The sequence below is a fragment of the Stappia indica genome, assembly GCF_001696535.1.
GTDB lineage: Bacteria > Pseudomonadota > Alphaproteobacteria > Rhizobiales > Stappiaceae > Stappia > Stappia indica.
The window spans coordinates 92,274-110,661 of record NZ_MBQE01000003.1; the positions used below are offsets into that span (position 1 = coordinate 92,274).

Here is an 18,388-nt window from a genome sequence, read left to right on the forward strand (position 1 = left end):
GCGGACTGCGGAACAAATGCTGCGGAGCGACATCGCAAGGCCTTGCGAACGCGCCGTTCCGCCCTTGCATCTTCCCGGGATTTTGCCGCGTGCCGCGGGGCTATCAGCGCGCCGGGCATCGCGATTTGTGTGCGTGACGATATAACATTATTGACGAACGTAATAACATAACATAGTCGGTCTTGAGGGTGCCGCGAGGTGCCGACCCGGGCGCGCGCATCGGCCGCCCGGTCCTGCAAACGGCCAGCCACCGAACAGCCGGTCACCGAAGGAGACACGACATGTTGCGACGATTAGGCGTCACCACGGGCCTTGCGCTCATACTGACGAGCGGCGCCCTGGCGCAGGATGCGCCGAAGGATCCGGAGGACGTGACGCTCTATCGCGTCTTCGTGGGCGATCATGCCGATGCGAAGGTGACGGCCTTCGACCTCGACAAGCCGGACAATCGCTGGAGCTTCGAGACCAGCGGCCAGAACAAGCTCTACGGCGTCAACAACGGCGCGGCCGTCGTCGCCGTGCAGTCCGACAGCGATACGGTGCATTTCTTCAAGAGCGGCATCAAACTCGACTCCCACGGCGACCATTCCGACATCGAGGTCACCGATCCGTCGGCGCTCGATGAGACCCTGAGCGGACCGCGTCCGTTCCACCTGATCGACCATCACGGCAAGCTGGCGATCAATTTCGACCGCGGCGGCTATGCCGAGATCGTCGTGGCTAACGAGCTGTCGCATGGCGAGTTGGAGAGCCGCCGTATCCCGCAGGCGCGCGCCCATCACGGTTTCGTCGCGCCGCTCGGCAAGGGATGGGTGACGACGGTCGCCTCCGATGCGCCGGTCGAAGGGGACGCGGCGCCGACGCGGGTCGGCCTGCAGGCAATCGCGGCGGACGGCACGCCTGTCGGCGAGCTTGCGACCTGCACCGGCATTCACGGCGAGGCCTTTTCCGGCGCCAATCTGGCGGCCGGCTGCAAGGAAGGCGTGCTGACGGCGACGCCCGGCCGTGACGGGCTGAAATTCGCGATGCTGGACTATCCGGCCGACCTGCCGGCCGGCAAGACCACCGGCACCCTGCTCGGCGCGAAGAGCATGCAGGCCTTCCTCGGCAATTACGGCGCGGACGGGCTTGTCGTGGTCGATCCGGTCGACGAGCCGCATTTCCGTCATGTCGCCCTGCCGTTCCGCCGCATCGACTTCGCGCTCGACCCGGCCGACGCCCGCTTCGGCTATGTGCTGACGGAGGACGGGACGCTGCACCGGCTCGACATGCTGGGCGCCGCGCTGATCGAGGGCACAAAGGTCACCGAGCCCTATTCCATGGACGGGCACTGGAACGATCCCCGCCCGCGCATCGCCATGGCCGGCGACGAGATCGTCATCAGCGATCCGAGGGCCGCCTTGGTCCGCCGGATCTCCAAGGACACGCTCAAAGAGATCGGCACGGTCGCGGTCGAGGGCATGCCCTACAACATCGCCGTCGTCGGCGGCAGCGGCAAGGCCCATGACAAGGCGCACGACAAGGCCCACGACGACCACGCCCATGCGCACGGCCACAGCCACGGCGACGAGCAGATCTACAAGGGCTACTTCGAGGACAGCCAGATCGCGGATCGCCCGCTGTCCGACTATGCCGGAGACTGGCAGTCGGTCTATCCCTACCTGCAGGACGGCACGCTGGACCCGGTGATGGCGCACAAGGCCGAAAGCGGCGACAAGAGCGCCGAGGAGTACAAGGCCTATTACGAGGTGGGCTACCGCACCGATGTGGAGCGGATCACCATCGAGGGCGACACGGTCACCTTCTACAGGGACGGCAAGCCGTCCTCGGCCCGCTATGCCGACGACGGCTACGAGGTGCTGACCTACAAGAAGGGCAATCGCGGCGTGCGCTTCATCTTCAAGAAGAGCGAAGGCGACGAGGCGGCGCCGCAATACATCCAGTTCAGCGACCACCGGATCGCGCCGGCGAAGACCGATCACTATCACCTGTATTGGGGAGAGGATCGCGCCGCCGTTCTGGAAGAGCTGACGAACTGGCCGACCTACTATCCGTCCGGGCTTTCGGCCGGGGAGATCGTCCGGGAGATGACCGCGCACTGATCGCGCGTCGGATCATGCCTGTTGCGCCCGGCCGGCGACGGCCGGGCGTTTTCGTTTTATCTATCGTCCCGCGCGGGCAAGGCCGTGCTCGACCAGCCGGTCGATCAGCTCGGCATAAGGCACGCCGCTGGCCGCCATCACCTTGGAATACATGCTGATATCGGTGAAGCCGGGGATGGTGTTGAGCTCGTTGACGAGGATGCGCAGGTCGGCGGTGACGAAGAAGTCCGCGCGGGCCATGCCGTCGCAGCCAAGGGCCCGGAAGGCGCGTGCGGCCATGTCCAGCATCTCGGCCTCGACCTGCTCGGGAAGTTCGGTCGGCACCATCAGGGCGGCCCCATCCGCATCGATATACTTGGCGTCGTAGCTGTAGAAGCCGTGGCTTTCGGCCGGCACGATCTCGCCCGGACGGGAGACGAACAGCGTGCCGTCGGGCCGCTCCAGCACGGCGCACTCGATCTCGCGGCCCTGGATGAACTCCTCGGCCAGCAGCTTGCGGTCGTGCCGGAAGCCCTCCTGAAGCGCTGCGGCGTAGCCTTCGGCGCTGGTGACCTTGCTGACGCCGACCGACGAGCCCTGGCGCGCCGGCTTGAGGAAGACCGGCAGGCCGAGCGCTTCGGTGAGCTCCTCGAACGAGGGCACCGCGTGAGAATGCAGGGTCAGCGAACGGGCGGCGGACAGCCCGGCATCGCGGAACAGCCGCTTGGCGATATCCTTGTCGAGCGCGGTGGCCGAGCCGAGGATGCCGCAGCCGGCCAGCGGCACGTCGGCGACCTCGGCAAGGCCCTGAACCGAGCCGTCCTCGCCGTGCAGTCCGTGCAGCACCGGGAACAGGATGTCGATGGCGGGCATGTCCAGCGCGCCGCCCTCGGGGGGAAGCGCCAGCAGCCGGCCCTTGCCGCCGGGAACGAGCGCCAGCTGCATGCCGGTCTCGGGAAGGGCGAGCTTGCCGTCCTCGAAGCGGCTCAGCAGCCACGTGCCACGGGGCGAGACGTAAACCGGCACGGCGTCGTATTTCGCGGGATCGAGGGCGCTCATCACGTTGGTCGCCGACAGGATGGAGACGTCATGTTCGGCGGAACGGCCGCCGAAGAGCACGGCGATGCGCAGCTTGCTTGAAGAAGATCCCACGTATGGCTCCAGAAAATCGGTAAGGGGCAGGAGTTGCGATGATGGTCAGCCTGTCCGCCGATCGGGTCAAATGCAAGGCAGGCGGGCAGTGGATGTGCTCCGGTGCCTGTTCAGTCGGATCTTGCCGGTGGAAAGTCAACGCCGGCCCTGTTCATGCAGGTGCCGGGCGAGGCGCTGCGCCGCGTCCGGCAGCCGGCTTGTCGTGCTGACGCTGATGGCGAGATCGCGCCGGGCCCAGCCGTCGGACAGCGGCAGCACGGCGATGCCGGTGGCTGCCAGGTGCCGGTGCGCGGCCGCCTCGGGCAGGATGGCGATGCCGGCGCCCGCACCGACCATCTGGCACATGGCGTCGAAGCTGGTGACGCGGGCGCGCACCTTCAGCGTCTTGCCGATGCGCGCGGCATGACCGGCGATGTGACGCTGCAGCGCGCTGCCGCGCGACAGGCAGACAAAGGGGCGCCCGACGATCCCGGCAAAGGCGAGCGGCGCATCGCCGGCGCCCTGCGCCTCCGCCCCGGGCAGCGCGACGACCAGTCGGTCCTCCCGGAAGGGGAGCTTGTCCGGGGCGTCCGGTAGCTCGGAGGCCGAGGCGATGCCGATATCCGCGTCGCCGGCGGAAATCGCCGCGCCGATGGCCGTGCTCTCCATCTCCTCCACGTCGATGCTGATCGCCGGATTGGCGCGCAGGAACGCGGCAAGCAGCTCGGGCAGGTGTTCGCTCAAGGCGGAGGTGTTGGAGACGAGCCGCAAAGTGCCGGTGAGCCCGCGGGCGAAGGGGGTGAGCTCGCTGCGCATCGCCTCGGCCTGGCGCAGGATCAGCCGTGCGTGTCCGGCAAGGCACTCGCCGGCGGGGGCCGTGACCACCCCGTGGCGCTGGCGCACGAGCAGCGGCGCGCCGAGCGTTTCCTCCATGGCACGGATGCGGGCGCTGGCCGAGCCGACCGTCAGGTTGGACAGCTCGGCGCCATGGGTAATGCTGCCGGCGGCAACGACATTGAGGAACAGGCGAAGGTCGACGAGGTCGAACCGCATGGGTCATCCCCAGCTTATGGATTTGCCAAAGCCTAGCTTTGAAACCTCCGCATTGCGAGCCCGCCGCGTTTGGCGCAGGTTTGCCGCATGACAGTCTCGCTCCTCCTGCTCGTTGCCGCCGCCTTCTCGCTGGCCGGCTTTGCCAAGGGCGTCGTCGGCTTCGGCCTGCCGACGATCTCCATCGGTCTGCTGGCCATGGTCATGCCGCCCACCCAGGCGGCGGCGATCATGCTGCTGCCGTCCTTCGTCACCAACATCTGGCAGATGCTGCAGGGCGGGGCGCTGGGCGAGCTGGCCAAAAAGCTCTGGCCGATGCTGGTAGGCCTGTGCATCGGCACCTGGTCGGGCATGGGCTGGATGGAAGGGGCGGCCGGGCGCTACGGCACCTCCGTGCTCGGCGTCGTCGTCTGCCTCTATGCTCTGGTGACAATGGCCTCGCTGAAACTGGCGGTGCCGCGCCGGCACGAGCGGATCACCAGCCTCGTGGTCGGGGTCATCACCGGCCTGCTCAACGCGACGACCGGCGTCTTCGTCATTCCCGCCGTTCCCTACATGCAGGCGCTCGGGCTGGAAAAGACCCGCCTGGTTCAGGCGCTGGGCCTGTTCTTCGTCGTCTCGACGGCGGCGCTGGCGGTCAACATCGCGGCGAGCGGTGTGGTTTCCGCCGCGACGATGCCGCTCGCGCCGCTGGCGCTGGTGGCGGCCTGCATCGGCATGTATTTCGGCCAGGTCGCGCGCAAGCGCATGCCGGTCGAGACGTTCCGCGGGGCCTTTCTCGGCAGTCTGTTCGTGCTCGGCGTCTGGCTGACCTTCCGGCCGCTGTTTCTCTGACGGCGCGACAGCACTGCGCTGCCGGCGGCGGATGCCCTGTAGCTCAATGCCCTTCGGCAAGGAACGCGCGCAGGCGCGGCGTCATGAAGTCGAGAAACGCACGCAGGCGGTGGGGCAGGCGGTCGCCGCCGAGGAACAGGGCGTGGATGTCTTCCGTGTCGCCGGCGACCGCATCCGCGAGCACTTCGACGACGGCGCCGGATTTCAGGTCCTCGCGCACATGGAACTCGCCCATCCGCCCGAGCCCGACACCGGCAAGAACCATGCGCCGCACGGTCTCGCCATTGTTGGCGAGCAGCGTCCCGGCAACGCTCCGTTCGACCATCCGTCCGCCTTCGCGCAGCGGCCAGACCGGCGCCGAGCGGCGGAAGTTGAAGCCGATGCAGTTGTGATGCGCCAGATCCTCGATGGTCCTCGGCACGCCATGCCGTTCGAGATAGGCGGGCGAGGCGATGATCTTGCGCGGCGCGGTGCCGAGCTTGCGCGCCGTCAGGCTGGAATTCGCCAGGGTGCCGACGCGAAAGGCGACATCCGTGCGGTCGAGATAGAGGTCGACGATCTCGTCGGAGAGCGAGAGATCGATCACCACATTGGGATACTCGGCCCAGAAGGCGGGCAGCAGCGGCTCCAGCACGACGATGCCGAAGCCGACCGAAGCGCTGACCCGCACCGTGCCGTGCGGGCTTGCCGAGCCTTGCGTCAGGTCGCGCTCGATTTCCTCCAGATTCGCCAGCAGCGCCTGGCTGCGCTCGTAATAGGCCCGTCCCTCCGCCGTCAGCGACAGGCGCCGGGTCGAGCGCTCGAGCAGGCGCACGCCGAGCCGGGCCTCGATCCGGCCGATCAGCTTGGAAACGGTCGAGGGGGTCATCTGCATCTGGCGGGCGGCGGCGGAGAAGCTGCCGCTTTCCACCACCCGCAGGAAGACCTGCATTTCCCCCACGCGGTTGTCCATGACGACCTCATTTATGAAACAAGTTCACGGATGATGTGCTTTCGCGGGCGATTATCAAGCGCTTTTGCCGGCCGTATGTCTTCACCCATGAAAACGAGGAACGGATCCGGGGGCAGTGCTGCCGTGATCCCGGCCGAGCGCAAGCCCTGACGGCATCGCCGGCCGCTTCCGCATGAGGACACGACAATGACCGCAATTCCCGACCAGCGCGGCTCGCGCTGGCCGCTGCTGGCGCTGGCGATCGGCGCCTTCGGCATCGGCACGACCGAATTTTCTCCCATGGGCCTGCTGCCGGTGATCGCCGACGGCGTGGACGTCTCGATTCCCACCGCCGGCCTGCTGGTCAGCGCCTATGCCATCGGCGTGATGGCCGGCGCGCCGGTGATGACGCTGCTGTTCGCCCGTTTCGGCAAGCGGACGGCGCTGATGTGCCTGATGGCGATCTTCACGCTCGGCAACATCATGTCGGCGCTGTCGCCCGACTACTGGACGCTGCTGGCCTCGCGCGTCGTCACCAGCCTCAACCACGGGGCGTTCTTCGGTCTCGGCGCGGTGGTGGCCGCCAGCGTCGTGCCGCGCGAGCGGCAGGCGAGCGCCGTTGCGACAATGTTCATGGGCCTGACCATCGCCAATGTCGGCGGCGTGCCGCTGGCGACCTGGATCGGCCAGCAGATCGGCTGGCGCGAGGCCTTCGCCGGCACGGCTGTCCTCGGCCTCGTCACCATCGCCGCGCTCTGGCTGGCCCTGCCGAAGGGCGCTCCCGGCCAGCGTCCCGATGTGGCGCGCGAGGCGCGGGTGCTGGTGCAGCCGCAGGTGCTGGTCGCGCTGCTGACCACGGTCCTCGGCTCGAGCGCCATGTTCACGCTCTACACCTATGTCGCGCCGCTGCTCGATGTGCTGACCGGGGCTTCGGCCACCTTCCTGACCCTTGCGCTCGTGCTGGTCGGGCTCGGCTTCACCTTCGGCAACTGGCTGGGCGGACGCGTCGCCGACTGGTCGCTGGACGGGGCGACGGCGATCTTCCTTGCCGCGCTGGCCGCAATCATGCTGGCGATGCCTGTGTTGCTCGGCAGCCAGAGCGTTGCGGCGGTCACCTTGCTGGCCTGGGGCGCGGCGGCCTTCGCCATCGTGCCGCCGGTGCAGATGCGGGTGATGCAGGCGGCGGCGGATGCGCCGGGCCTCGCCTCGTCGATCAATATCGGCGCGTTCAATCTCGGCAACGCCATCGGCGCAGCCGTCGGCGGTGCGGTGATCAGCCTCGGCCTCGGCTATGCCGCCGTGCCGATTGCCGGAGGGTTGCTGGCCGCCTCGGCGCTGGGGCTGGTCTGGATCGGTCGCCGCAAGTCGGCCGCGCTCGCTTGCCCTGTCTGAAGAAGATGCGCCGGGCCGGATTTGCCGGTCCGGCCGCGGCGTGCGGGACCTCAGCGGGCGGAGGCGGCCTTGGCCGGCGTTGCCGCAGTGCTGTCGCCGCTTGAGGTGCCGATGCCGCTGCCAGTGCCGGTGTCGGGGAACATCCAGTCCTGCTTGCGCGGGGCCGTCTCGGGCGTGTCGGCGCTGATCCGGCGATAGGTGGCGCGCGATGACAGCAGGTGCGCGCGCATCGCCGCCTCCGCCCATTCCGCATCGCCCGCCGACAGCGCTTCCACCAGATCGCCGTGCTGGCGGTTGCTGCGCATCAGCTCGGCCCGCGTCCAGCTGTTGAAGGTCGGGCTGACCACCGGCTTGCGGGCCACAAGGTTGACCAGCTCCGCGAAGAAGGCGTTGCCGCCCTGCGACCAGATCACCCGGTGGAACCTGGCATTGAGGTCGCGGTAGAGCCGCCGGTCCGGCTCGCTCTCGTGGATCGCCTCGTCCATGCCGGCATGAAGCTCCCGCAATTCCTGCAGGAACGCCTCGTCGCGGTGGCGCGCCGCCATGCCCACGGCAATCGGCTCCAGCGAGGCGCGGGCGGTGAAGATGTGGATGACCTCGTTGGGGTCGACATCGACCACCACCGCCCGGCGGTAGGCCTCGCGCCGGATCACGCCTTCGGCCTGCAGGCGGCGCATCGCCTCGCGGATCGGCGTGCGACTGACCCCGAGGCGGGCGGCAAGCTCGCTTTCGGGAAGGACATCGCCGCCGAGATAGGCCCCGGAGGCGATCAGCGCCCTGATCCTGTCGTAGATATCCCCCGCCATGGCCGTTCCGATCCGGTTGAGACTAGTCGTAACCCCGCGTCCTCAGCCATTCCGACACGATGCCGGCGGCCGTGGCAAGCCTTTCGGGCTGATTGACGAAGTAATGATTGGCGCCTTCCACGAGCTTCATCTCGCGGTCGGCGGAGCCGACGGCGGCAAAGACCGCGGCCGTGTGCGGCTGCGGCACGGCATCGTCCGCGCCGCATTCGATGGCAAGGAACGGCACGCTGATATCGCGGGCGGTGATCAGCGAGTTGGCGCGCGAATGGGCCGGCGACCATTGCGACAGCCAGCTGCGCAGGGTCGAGAACCGGCCAAGGCCGGCCGGGCCGCTGTTCACCGTTTCCGGGTGGCCGAGATAGCTCCAGCCCGGCTTGCGGCCGTTCGGCTCAAGCGTCGGATCGAGGAAACGCGGATCGGCCATGGTGCGATAGGTGACGAAGGCGCGCTCCATCTCCTTGCCGCCGCGCCGGCGCAGATCCTCGAGCCGCTCCAGCACGCCGTTGGTGATGCGCTGCATGCGTGCAACCTGCGCCGCCCGGTAGCGGGCGACGAATTCCGGCGAATAAGGCTCGGTGCGCGCCTCGTATCCGGGCCGGTAGAGGTCGAGCTCGGGATCGCGGTCGTCCGGATCGGTCTCGTTGCGCATCGACGGGTCGAGCCATTCCTGCAGCAGCACCGAGCGCGAGGCATGGGCGGCAAGGCTGAGCACCGCATCGGCCGGGATCAGCCCTGCGCCGGCCACGTCGACGGGATCGCCGGCGGGCGTCTGCGTGATGCTCGGCCGCTCGGCCTGCGACTGGTAGAGCATGGTCAACGATCCGCCGCCGCTCCATCCGCACAGAACGATGCGCTCGTAGCCCCAGTCTTCCTTCGCCGCGCGGATATAGGCGCCGAGATCGAGCAGCACGTTCTCCATGATCAGCGCGGTGTCGTTGCGCTGGTAGCGGCTGCCGGCGCACAGGACATGGAAGCCGAGCTCGGCCATGGCCCGCGGCAGCGGCAGCAGCTGCAGGGTGGAGGAGGGATGCATGAAGATCAGCAGCGTGCGCGAGGGACGATCCACGGGGCGGATCACCACGCCCTCCAGATGGGTCATGCCCTGCGAGCCGTTGAAGCCGTAGGTCTCCGTGAAGGCCTGCTTCGCCGTGAAGGCGATATGTTTCCAGTCGAAGGCGAGTTCGCTCATCGCGTCTTGTCCTGTCGCTCAGCCGGCGGTCGTCTGGGCCAGCAGCCCGGCATCTTCCGTCTCGGTGATGCGGCCCGCCTGCGGGCGTTCCAGCTCCGGCCGGGCCTTGGCGGCGCTGTCGTCGTGGATGTGGCAGCGCACCCGCTGGCCGCCCGGCTGATCGGTGAGGTCCGGCTCCACCGCCCGGCACAGCTCGGTCGCATAGGGACAGCGGGACGAGAAGCGGCAGCCCGGCGGCACGTTCATCGGCGAAGGCACGTCGCCGCGCAGCTCCACGCGCTCGGGCGCCTCGCCGGGGTCCATGCGCGGGATCGCCGCCATCAGGCGCTGGGTATAGGGATGCAGCGGCTGGGCGAGGATGTCCTCGGCACGGCCTTCCTCGACGATGCGGCCGAGATACATCACCGCCACATGCTTGCAGATGTAGCCGACGGTCGCGATGTCGTGGGAAATGTAGAGAACGGCAAGGCCGAGCTCCCGCGACAGCTCGTCGAGCAGCTCCAGCACGCTCGCCTGGATCGACACGTCCAGCATCGACACCGGCTCGTCGGCGACGATGAAGCGCGGCTCGAGCACCAGCGCCCGGGCGATGGCGATGCGCTGGCGCTGGCCGCCGGACAGATCGCTGGGGAAGCGGTGGATGTTTTCCGCTGCCGGGATGCGCACCAGATCGAGCGCCCGTTCGACCTTGGCGCGGCGTTCGGCTGCCGAGCCGATGCCGTGGATGACCAGCGGCTCCTCGATGATCTGGCCGATGGTCAGGCGCGGATTGAGCGAGCTGTAGGGATCCTGGAAGATGATCTGCGCCTGGCGGCGGTAGTCCTTCAGCTTGCGCCCCTCGACATGGGTGATGTCGTCCTCGCGGAAGGTGATGCTGCCGGAGGTGGGCTGGTACATGCGCACCAGCGACATGCCGAGCGTGGACTTGCCGCAACCCGATTCCCCGACCAGGCCGACGATCTCCTTCTCGCGGATGGCGATGTCGACGCCGTCGAGCGCCCGGGCGACCGGCGGCGTGACGCCGGCCAGCGCGGTGAAGATGCCGGTGCGGCCCTGGAAATGGGTCTTGAGGTTGCGAGCCTCGATCACCGGGCGAGTGGCGGTGGTGTCGGTCATGCGCCTACCCTCATGTTGCGCCAGGTTTCGGGGCGGGCAGCGGCCGCACGGAACTCGTCGGCCCGGTCGGTGTAATGGCAGGCCGCCGACTGCTCGCCAACCTTGTGGACCTGCGGCGCGGTGGTGCGGCACAGGTCCGTCGCGAACGGGCAGCGGCTGGCGAAGCGGCAGCCCGAGGGCGGCAGCAGCAGGTTCGGCACCGTGCCGGGGATCGAGATCAGCGGCTGGCGCGGCTGACCGCGCACCGGCAGGCGCGGGAACGCGTTCTGCAGGCCCATCGTGTAGGGGTGCAAGGGGCGCTCCAGCACGTCGGCCGTCGGGCCGCTCTCGGCGACCTTGCCCGCATACATGACGACGACGGCCTCGCAGGTCTCCGCCACCACGGCGATGTCGTGGGTGACGAGGATCATCGAACGGCGCATGTGCTCGTGGATGCCGCGGATGCGCGACATGATCTGCGACTGCATGATCGGGTCGAGCGCGGTGGTCGGCTCGTCGGCCAGCAGCATGCCGGCGTTGAGCGCCAGCGCCATGGCGATGACCGCACGCTGGCGCATGCCGCCGGAGAACTGGTGCGGGAATTCGTAGAGCCGCTCCGCCGGCAGGCCGACAAGGGCGAACATCTCTTCCGCCCGCGCCCAGGCGACGGCCTTGCTGACCTTCTCATGCGCGAGGATCGCCTCGCAGATCTGGTCGCCGATGCAATAGACCGGGTCGAGCGAGTTCATCGCGCTCTGGGTGATGAGCGAGATGCGGTTCCAGCGGATCGGCTCGAGCTCCGCATCCGACAGGCCGAGAATGTTCTCGCCGTCGAGCAGCGCCTCGCCGGAGAGGGCAGTGAACTCCGGCAGGAGGCCCATCAGCGCCTTGACCACGGTGCTCTTGCCGCAGCCGCTCTCGCCGACAAGGCCGAGATTGGTGCCGGCGCGCACCTCGAAGCTGACATCCTCCACCGCGTGGAAGCGCCCGCGCAGGGTCGAGTAGCCGATGGACAGGCCGTTCACCTTTAGGTGCGCGGCCGGCTTTGCCGAGAGCCGTTCGTCGAGCCGGGCAAGGTCCCGTGCGACGGCGGCGGGTCGGGTGTTGGCGGACGTGGCCATCAGCGCCTCCTCAGCCGCGGGTTGGTCTGTTCCTCATAGGCGCGGCCGATGAGGTAGAGCGAGGAGACGAGCAGCACCAGCGCCAGCGAGGGCGGAACCACCCACCACCAGGCGGTGCGCAGGTTGCCGCTGCTGAAGGCGGTGTTCAGCATCTGGCCCCAGCTCACCACGGTCGGGTCTCCGAGGCCGAGGAAGGAGAGGCTGGCCTCTGTCAGGATCGCGAAGGCGACCGACATGGTCACCCACAGGAAGACGATGCGCACGATGTTCGGCAGGATGTGCCGCATGATGATGTGGAAGTGCGAGGCGCCGGCGGCGCGCGCCCACTTCACGTAGATGCGCTCGCGCTCCGTCAGGACGGCGGAGCGGATGATGCGCGCGCCGTTGCGCCAGAACAGGATGGTGATGACGAGAATGATGTTCTCGATGCTCGGCCCCAGCAGAGCCACCGCGACGATGGCGAAGGGCAGGGTCGGGATCGACAGCGCGATGTCGGTGAGGCGCATCAGGACGTCGTCGACATAGCCGCCGAAATAGCCCGACAGCACGCCGAACACCGTGGAGATGAACCCGACGGCGACAGCCGCGACCAGGCCGACGATCAGGGCCACGCGGAAGCCGTGCAGGAACTGGCTGAGCACGTCGTTGCCGAAGGCGGTGGTGCCGAGCAGATGGGTGGCGTTGGGCGGCGACAGGCGGTTGAGCCGTCCGGTTTCGGTCATCATCGCCTTGAACGGCTCGTACGGGGCGAGCCAGGGGCCGATGATGGCCAGCAGGATGAAGATCGCGAGGATCGCCACGCCCACGACCGCGAAATTGTCCTCCATCAGCAGGCGGAACGAGTCCCGCACCGAGCTGAAGAGGCTGCGCCCTCGAATGGCGCCCTGATCGGGAACTTGCGTCATTTGTAGACAACCCTGGGATCGAGCTTGCCGTAGACGAGGTCGGCGGCGAGGTTGGCCAGCACGATCATCACGGCGAGAAGGAAGAAGGCCGCCTGGGCGAGCGGATAGTCCTGGCGGGTCACGGCGAGCACGAGCTCGCGGCCCACGCCCGGCCAGGAGAAGACGATCTCGATGACCACGATGCCGGCGATCGTCTCGGCGAGCGCCGGGAACAGCCAGGTGATCAGCGGCAGCATCGAGTTGCGCGCGGCATGCCAGGCGACGCGCCGCTGCGGCACGCCCTTGGCGCGGACCAGCTCGATATAGTCCTCGGTCCGGTTCTCCACGACGCCCGAGCGCATCAGCAACAGGTTCTCGGGCATGAAGTAGATGATCACCGCGATCAGCGGCAGCGCCAGGTGATGCAGGAAGTCGAGGGTGAAGTAGCGGGCAAAGCCCGTCGTTGCCCCCGGATCGCCCATGCCGAAGCCGGGGAACCAGCCGAGCGTCGACGAAAACACGGTGAGCAGCGCGATGCCGATGACGAAGTTCGGCACGCCGCGGATGACGGTGGCAAGGAAGATGCCCGAGCGCTCGAGCTTGCCGCCGCGCCGGGCCCAGCCGACGGCCGTGCCGATGGCGGCGCCGAGCGCTGCGCCCAGCAGCAGGCCGGGAACGGCGATCCAAAGCGTGTTGACGATCAGCGGCCACAGCACCTCCCACACCGGCTTGCGGTAGAAGAAGGAAGAGCCGAAGTCGCCCTGGATGATGTTGCCCAGATAGGCGACGTACTGGTCCCACATGGAGCCGGTCAGGCCCCACTGTTCCAGCAGCGCCTGGCGCGCTTCGTCGGTGAGTCCGCGCTCCAGCAGGATGGCGGTCGGGTCGGCGGGCATCACGCGGAACATGAAGAACATGATCGTCGTGACGGCCCATACGACGAGCACGCTCTGGGCGAGACGTCGAAGGATATAGGCGCGCATGGCTTACTCGGGCTGGCTTGTGCGGGACCGCTCCCCGCCGCGACAGGGCGCGGCGGGTTGGTCAAGTCAGTCGGGGAGCCGGGGCGCGGAACGCCCCGGTCCGGGATGGCTTACTTCTTGGGGAAATGCAGGCGGCCCTGTCCGTCCCAGCCGTAACCCGCGTCCTCGAGGATCTTGCGGGCGGCGTCGACGTCGAAGGGAACCTGCGGCAGCTCGGAGTTGTGCCACATGCCGAGCTGGACCGGCACCGGGCCTTCGCCGGCCGGGACGGCAAAGCCGAGCCAGCCTTCGATCGCAGCGCGCTGCTTGGCGGTGGCAACGCGCAGGGCCTTGCGGAACGCCGGGTCGGTGAACGGAGCCTTCTGGTTGTTCAGCCAGATGAGCATGGAGCCGTGCGAGGGGATCTCGAGGAAGTCGAGATGGTTGTTCTGCGCGGCAAGGTCGCTCATCGCGGCAACCGGCAGCACCATGCTGGCGATATCGCCGGTTCCCGAGAGCATGGCCGAGCGGATCGCATCCGCCTGGCCGAGCGCCAGACGACGCACGCCGTCATATTCGGCAGCGTGGAAGTGCTCGGTGAAGGTCTCGAGCTCATGCGTCTCGTTGACCCGCCAGCTCTTGAACTTGAAGGGGCCGGAACCGATCACGGCGCCGTCTGCGACGACATCGCGAGCGACCTTGTCGCCTTCGTAGTTCGCCCAGTGATGCTCGGGCAGGATGAACAGGTAGGTGAGGACGGTGGTCACGAAGGACGCGTCCGGAGCCTTCAGCTTCACGTTGAAGGTGAGGTCGTCGACCTTCTCCGCGCCGGCCAGGTTGGCGATGCGCGAGGACATTGCCGGCGGCTGCAGCTCGACCACGGTGTTGACCGTGAACACGGCGTCGTCCGCGGTGACGGCTTCTCCGTCATGGAACTTCATGCCTTCGCGCAGGGTGATCTTCACCGTCTGCGGATCGGTGAACTCCCATGCGGCAGCGGCCCACGGCACGGTCTCGCCCTTGGAATTGTTCTTGGCGAACGTGTCGAAGATGAAGCGCACCCAGCCCACGGCACCTTCTTCGGCCATCGGGTTGTACGTGGTCACGTCCTCGTAGTGAGCCCAGTCGAGGATGCGGTCGTCGGTCTTCGGCTTGGCCGAAAGCCACGGGTCGACCAGGCCCTCATGCGCGGCGACCGGCGCCGGGCTGGTGACGTTCTCCCACTTGTCGCTGTTCCACAGGATGCCGTAGACGGTGTTCGTCGCCGGCCACCAGGGCGCGACGTCGTGGAAATACTTCTGCGCCTCATGCACCAGTGCCAGGCGCTCGTCCTGGTTCACCAGCTCGCGCTGCTTCTTGACCATCTCGGTATAGGCTTCGTCGCACCACTTGGCGCCGTTGCGCCGTGCGCCGCAGGCGCCGAGGTCGTGAAGCCAGTAGGTCGGGTCCACGCGGTCCGGGTCCGCACCGACGGTGAAGACGGCCATGTCCTCGAGGCCGCCGCCGACCATGATGTTGGAGATGAAGCTGCTGAACTGGACCGGCTGCATCTGGAACGAGAGGCCGAGCTTGGCCCATTCCTCGCTCAGGACGCGTGCGGACTGTTCATACATCGGGCCCATGTCGGCCGCGTAATAGGCGATCTGGAGCTGGGGAACCGGCTCTCCGAGATCCTGGGCCATGGCGGGTGCGCAAAGCGCAGCAATACCGGTCGACAGCGACAGCGTCGCGGCCAACCGCCTGATCTTGGCAGTCATAGCGTTGTTTCCTCCCACGCACCTTGCCTTGTTTCCTCCTCGGGACCGGAACGATGCGGCTCTGCCGCGCGCTTCGGACCCCTCGTTTCGGTAGGTGCTGATCAAAAGTGTATACGAAAATGCCGAGTGTCAATGATTTCCATCTTGATTTCCTGCCCTCAATGTCAAAAGTGAATGCAATACAACGTTGCCAGCTGGCGCAAGCCGGAGGACGGACAGGGGGCAAACACCCCTTGGGCAGCGGTTTTGGGAGGAAAAAATGCAATCTTCTTGGGTGCCTGGGGCCAATTCGCCCTCGGGAGACTTCCCCTTGGCGAATCTGCCATACGGGGTGTTTTCGCGTGGCGGGGATACGCCGCGCTGCGGTGTCGCCATCGGCGATCATGTGGTCGATCTCGCTGCGCTGGCGGCATCCGGCCTGCTCGGCGAGGCAGCCCGCGGCTGGGGACTGGACGAGCCGGGCATCAATTCCTTCATGGCGGCCGGCCCTGAGGCCTGGGCCGCGCTGCGCGCCCGCCTGATCGACCTGCTGGCCGAGGACGGCTCGGCGGACCTGCGCGACAATGCGGAGCTCCGCGCGCGGGCCCTGGTGCCGATGAACGGGGTGTCCATGCACCTGCCGTTCCGCGTCACCGGCTACACGGATTTCTATGCCGGCCGGCAGCACGCCTTCAATTCCGGCTCGATCCTGCGCGGTCCCCAGAACGCGCTGACACCGAACTGGCCGCACATGCCCATCGGCTACAACGGCCGGGTGTCCACCGTCGTCGTGTCGGGCACGCCGGTGCGCCGGCCGCTCGGCCAGGTGCGTGCCGAGGGCGCCGAGATGCCGGAGCTGACCGCCTGCCGCCGTCTGGACATCGAGGTCGAGTTCGGGGCCGTTGTCGCCATGCCGACGCAGATGGGCGAGACCCTGTCGGTCGCCGAGGCGTGGGAGCACCTGTTCGGCTTCGTGCTGCTGAACGACTGGTCGGCGCGCGACATCCAGCGCTGGGAGGGCCAGCCGCTCGGGCCGTTCCAGTCCAAGGCCTTCGCCACGTCGATCAGCCCCTGGGTCGTGACCCGTGCGGCGCTTGAGCCGTTCCGCTGCGGTCCGCCGGAGCGCGACACTCCGCTTCTGCCCTATCTGCAGGAGCCGGAAGACTATTTCTTCGATTTGACGCTCGAGGCGCATCTGACGCCCGAGGGTGGTGCGCCGAGCCGTATCGTGCGCACCAACACGAAGCATCTCTACTACTGCGCGCCGCAACTGCTGACCCATCACGCCCTGTGCGGGTGCCGGATGCAGGCCGGCGACCTGCTCGGCTCCGGCACCATCTCCGGCCCCGAGCGCGAGGCATTCGGCTGCCTGATGGAACAGACCTGGGGCGGCCGCGACCCGGTGGAGCTGTCCGCCGGTGGCTCGCGCGTCTTCCTGGAGGATGGCGACAGCGTGACGCTGACCGGCTGGGGCGAGGTGAACGGCCAGCGGATCGGATTCGGACGGTGCGAGGGAACGATCCTTCCCGCGCCGCAAAAGGTCGGGAGGACCGGATAATGAAACTGTGTCGTTTTGGAGAAAATCGCCTCGGCGTGGTGCGCGGCGAGGGCGTTCACGACGTCTCCGCCGTGCTGGAGGCGCTGCCGGCCCACACCTATCCGCTGCCCGAGCATGATCCGCTGATCGCCGCTCTGGACGAATTGCGTCCGAGGATGGAGGCGCTTGCCGACGAGACGCCGGCCGTGCCGCTCTCCAGCGTGCGCCTGCTGCCGCCGGTCGCCTCGCCGCGCAAGATCATCGGCGCGCCGGTGAATTACCGGCTGCATCTCGACGAGGCGCTGGAAGACCCGAACATCCACCATGGCACCAACATCATGCCGATCGACAAGGCGGGCCTCTTCCTGAAGGCGACGAGTTCGCTGATCGGACCGAGCGAACCGGTGACGATCCGCTTCCCGGAGGTGCGCAACGATCACGAGGTGGAACTGGTCGCAGTGATCGGCCGCAAGGCCGACCGGGTGTCGCGCGAGAGCGCGCTGGACCATGTCGCCGGCTATGCGATCGGGCTCGACATGACCGTGCGCGGCACGCAGGAGCGCAGCATGCGCAAGTCCTGCGACAGCTACTCGGTGCTCGGGCCCTGGATGGTGACGGCGGACGAGATCGCCGACCCGTCCGACCTGGACCTGGAGCTGAGCGTGAACGGCGTGACGCGCCAGAAGGCCCGCACCGCGGACCTCATCCGCGATCTTGCGACGCTGATCGAGCGCGCCTCGTCCTTCTACACCCTGATGCCGGGCGACCTGCTGTTCACCGGCACGCCCGAGGGCGTCAGCGAGGTGAAGGCGGGCGACGAGATGCGCGCCACCATCAGCAGCATCGGAACCATGACGGTCGCGGTCCGCTGACCGCGACGACAAGGGAAGGAAAAACCATGGATTACATTTTCGAGCCGACGCCGGTCAGCAGCCTGCCGGTCGCCGGTGAGACTGGGCGGTTTCCGGTGCGCCGGATCTTCTGTGTCGGCCGCAACTATGCCGACCACATTCGCGAGATGGGCTTCCAGCCGGAGCGCGAGCCGCCGTTTTTCTTCACCAAGCCGGCCGATGCGCTGGTGCAGGACGGCGAGACGGTCGCCTATCCGCCGCTGACCGAGAACTTCCACCACGAGGCCGAGCTGGTGATCGCCATCGGCAAGGAAGGTGCGGACATTCCGGTCGAAAAGGCGCTGGAGCATGTCTACGGCTATGCGACCGGCAACGACCTGACGCGCCGCGACATCCAGATCGCGCTGCGCGACCGCGGCCGCCCGTGGGACTGGAGCAAGGCCTTCGACCGTTCCGCTGTCTGCGGTGAGATCACTCCGATGCCGGGCAAGGCGCTGCCGGACGAGACCCGCGTGCTGCTCACCGTCAACGGCGAGACCCGTCAGGATGCAACGCTCGACCTGCTGATCTGGTCGGTGCCGGAGATCATCGCGGCGCTGTCCTCGTCGGTGACCATCCGCCCCGGCGATCTCGTCTACACCGGCACGCCGGCCGGCGTCGGCGCGATGGTGCCGGGCGATGTCTGCCGTGTCGAGATTTCCGGCCTTGCGCCGGTGACGACCACAATCGGACCGCGCGGCTGATCGCCCGGACAGTGCGCGCGTAACGGCTGCGGCCTGCCCTGGAAA

General features: G+C 67.7%; 16 protein-coding genes. 6 read left to right on the forward strand and 10 right to left on the reverse strand.

Annotated elements, in window-relative coordinates:
• Window positions 1-1,460: 1,460 nt before the first annotated feature.
• Window positions 1,461-2,102, forward strand: a complete 642-nt coding sequence (locus BBX35_RS24040) for a ZinT family metal-binding protein (protein ID WP_425274590.1) — start codon at window positions 1,461-1,463, stop codon at window positions 2,100-2,102.
• 60 nt (window positions 2,103-2,162) lie between these two features.
• On the opposite strand, the gene BBX35_RS11755 is transcribed toward BBX35_RS24040, so the two are convergent.
• Together BBX35_RS11755 and BBX35_RS11760 are read right to left on the reverse strand one after the other, a co-directional pair.
• Window positions 2,163-3,233 (reverse strand): D-alanine--D-alanine ligase family protein, encoded by a 1,071-nt coding sequence (locus tag BBX35_RS11755; protein ID WP_067220203.1) that lies wholly within the window; start codon window positions 3,231-3,233, stop codon window positions 2,163-2,165.
• Window positions 3,234-3,368: 135 nt separating this feature from the next.
• Complete coding sequence (locus BBX35_RS11760) at window positions 3,369-4,265, reverse strand: LysR family transcriptional regulator (RefSeq protein WP_067220205.1); 897 nt, start codon at window positions 4,263-4,265, stop codon at window positions 3,369-3,371.
• An 87-nt stretch (window positions 4,266-4,352) separates the two neighbouring features.
• Between BBX35_RS11760 and BBX35_RS11765 the strand changes: the two genes are divergently transcribed.
• Window positions 4,353-5,096 (forward strand): sulfite exporter TauE/SafE family protein, encoded by a 744-nt coding sequence (locus BBX35_RS11765; RefSeq protein WP_067220207.1) that lies wholly within the window; start codon window positions 4,353-4,355, stop codon window positions 5,094-5,096.
• Window positions 5,097-5,139: 43 nt separating this feature from the next.
• On the opposite strand, the gene BBX35_RS11770 is transcribed toward BBX35_RS11765, so the two are convergent.
• Window positions 5,140-6,048 carry a LysR family transcriptional regulator gene (locus BBX35_RS11770; protein ID WP_067220210.1) on the reverse strand — a complete coding sequence of 303 codons (909 nt, stop codon included), beginning with the start codon at window positions 6,046-6,048 and terminating at the stop codon, window positions 5,140-5,142.
• A 186-nt stretch (window positions 6,049-6,234) separates the two neighbouring features.
• On the opposite strand from BBX35_RS11770, the gene BBX35_RS11775 reads away from it, so the two are divergent.
• Window positions 6,235-7,419 (forward strand): MFS transporter, encoded by a 1,185-nt coding sequence (locus BBX35_RS11775; protein ID WP_067220213.1) that lies wholly within the window; start codon window positions 6,235-6,237, stop codon window positions 7,417-7,419.
• A 50-nt stretch (window positions 7,420-7,469) separates the two neighbouring features.
• Here the strand turns inward: BBX35_RS11775 and BBX35_RS11780 are convergent, their stop codons facing one another.
• From BBX35_RS11780 to BBX35_RS11810, 7 genes are all read right to left on the reverse strand, one after another.
• Window positions 7,470-8,225: a GntR family transcriptional regulator gene (locus BBX35_RS11780; protein ID WP_067220215.1), complete on the reverse strand. Its 756-nt coding sequence runs from the start codon at window positions 8,223-8,225 to the stop codon at window positions 7,470-7,472.
• A 22-nt stretch (window positions 8,226-8,247) separates the two neighbouring features.
• On the reverse strand, window positions 8,248-9,414 hold the full coding sequence (locus BBX35_RS11785; protein ID WP_067220218.1) for an alpha/beta hydrolase family protein: 1,167 nt from the start codon (window positions 9,412-9,414) through the stop codon (window positions 8,248-8,250).
• 18 nt (window positions 9,415-9,432) lie between these two features.
• Window positions 9,433-10,530: an ABC transporter ATP-binding protein gene (locus BBX35_RS11790; RefSeq protein ID WP_067220221.1), complete on the reverse strand. Its 1,098-nt coding sequence runs from the start codon at window positions 10,528-10,530 to the stop codon at window positions 9,433-9,435.
• Entirely contained in the window at window positions 10,527-11,630 is a 1,104-nt protein-coding gene (locus BBX35_RS11795; RefSeq protein WP_083206243.1) for an ABC transporter ATP-binding protein, read from the reverse strand. Before BBX35_RS11795 ends, BBX35_RS11790 begins: the two co-directional genes overlap by 4 nt.
• Window positions 11,630-12,535 carry an ABC transporter permease gene (locus BBX35_RS11800; protein WP_067220223.1) on the reverse strand — a complete coding sequence of 302 codons (906 nt, stop codon included), beginning with the start codon at window positions 12,533-12,535 and terminating at the stop codon, window positions 11,630-11,632. The genes BBX35_RS11795 and BBX35_RS11800 overlap by 1 nt, the downstream gene beginning before the upstream one ends.
• Window positions 12,532-13,497, reverse strand: a complete 966-nt coding sequence (locus tag BBX35_RS11805) for an ABC transporter permease (protein WP_067220226.1) — start codon at window positions 13,495-13,497, stop codon at window positions 12,532-12,534. The genes BBX35_RS11800 and BBX35_RS11805 overlap by 4 nt, the downstream gene beginning before the upstream one ends.
• Before the next feature lie 110 nt (window positions 13,498-13,607).
• On the reverse strand, window positions 13,608-15,233 hold the full coding sequence (locus BBX35_RS11810) for an ABC transporter substrate-binding protein (protein ID WP_067220229.1): 1,626 nt from the start codon (window positions 15,231-15,233) through the stop codon (window positions 13,608-13,610).
• A gap of 259 nt (window positions 15,234-15,492) precedes the next feature.
• Here BBX35_RS11810 and fahA point away from each other — a divergent pair, with 259 nt between their 5' ends.
• The 3 genes from fahA to BBX35_RS11825 are packed head-to-tail and all read left to right on the forward strand — an operon-like array spanning window position 15,493 to window position 18,343.
• Window positions 15,493-16,770 carry a fumarylacetoacetase gene (fahA, locus tag BBX35_RS11815; protein ID WP_067220231.1) on the forward strand — a complete coding sequence of 426 codons (1,278 nt, stop codon included), beginning with the start codon at window positions 15,493-15,495 and terminating at the stop codon, window positions 16,768-16,770.
• Entirely contained in the window at window positions 16,770-17,621 is an 852-nt protein-coding gene (locus tag BBX35_RS11820) for a fumarylacetoacetate hydrolase family protein (RefSeq protein ID WP_067220233.1), read from the forward strand. Before fahA ends, BBX35_RS11820 begins: the two co-directional genes overlap by 1 nt.
• Window positions 17,622-17,647: 26 nt before the next feature.
• The gene (locus BBX35_RS11825) at window positions 17,648-18,343 is read left to right on the forward strand and encodes a fumarylacetoacetate hydrolase family protein (RefSeq protein WP_067220236.1); all 696 of its coding nucleotides are present in this window, start codon (window positions 17,648-17,650) and stop codon (window positions 18,341-18,343) included.
• Window positions 18,344-18,388 lie beyond the last annotated feature (45 nt).

Coding starts and splice junctions, on each gene's coding strand:
- BBX35_RS11780 (WP_067220215.1), bottom strand. CDS start 8,225: ATGGCGGGGGATATCTACGACAGGATCAGGGCGCTGATCGCCTCCGGG.
- BBX35_RS11805 (WP_067220226.1), bottom strand. CDS start 13,497: ATGCGCGCCTATATCCTTCGACGTCTCGCCCAGAGCGTGCTCGTCGTA.
- BBX35_RS11765 (WP_067220207.1), top strand. CDS start 4,353: ATGACAGTCTCGCTCCTCCTGCTCGTTGCCGCCGCCTTCTCGCTGGCC.
- BBX35_RS11800 (WP_067220223.1), bottom strand. CDS start 12,535: ATGACGCAAGTTCCCGATCAGGGCGCCATTCGAGGGCGCAGCCTCTTC.
- BBX35_RS11775 (WP_067220213.1), top strand. CDS start 6,235: ATGACCGCAATTCCCGACCAGCGCGGCTCGCGCTGGCCGCTGCTGGCG.
- BBX35_RS11820 (WP_067220233.1), top strand. CDS start 16,770: ATGAAACTGTGTCGTTTTGGAGAAAATCGCCTCGGCGTGGTGCGCGGC.
- BBX35_RS11760 (WP_067220205.1), bottom strand. CDS start 4,265: ATGCGGTTCGACCTCGTCGACCTTCGCCTGTTCCTCAATGTCGTTGCC.
- BBX35_RS11785 (WP_067220218.1), bottom strand. CDS start 9,414: ATGAGCGAACTCGCCTTCGACTGGAAACATATCGCCTTCACGGCGAAG.
- BBX35_RS11795 (WP_083206243.1), bottom strand. CDS start 11,630: ATGGCCACGTCCGCCAACACCCGACCCGCCGCCGTCGCACGGGACCTT.
- BBX35_RS24040 (WP_425274590.1), top strand. CDS start 1,461: ATGCCCTACAACATCGCCGTCGTCGGCGGCAGCGGCAAGGCCCATGAC.
- BBX35_RS11790 (WP_067220221.1), bottom strand. CDS start 10,530: ATGACCGACACCACCGCCACTCGCCCGGTGATCGAGGCTCGCAACCTC.
- BBX35_RS11810 (WP_067220229.1), bottom strand. CDS start 15,233: ATGACTGCCAAGATCAGGCGGTTGGCCGCGACGCTGTCGCTGTCGACC.
- fahA (WP_067220231.1), top strand. CDS start 15,493: ATGCAATCTTCTTGGGTGCCTGGGGCCAATTCGCCCTCGGGAGACTTC.
- BBX35_RS11770 (WP_067220210.1), bottom strand. CDS start 6,048: ATGGACAACCGCGTGGGGGAAATGCAGGTCTTCCTGCGGGTGGTGGAA.
- BBX35_RS11825 (WP_067220236.1), top strand. CDS start 17,648: ATGGATTACATTTTCGAGCCGACGCCGGTCAGCAGCCTGCCGGTCGCC.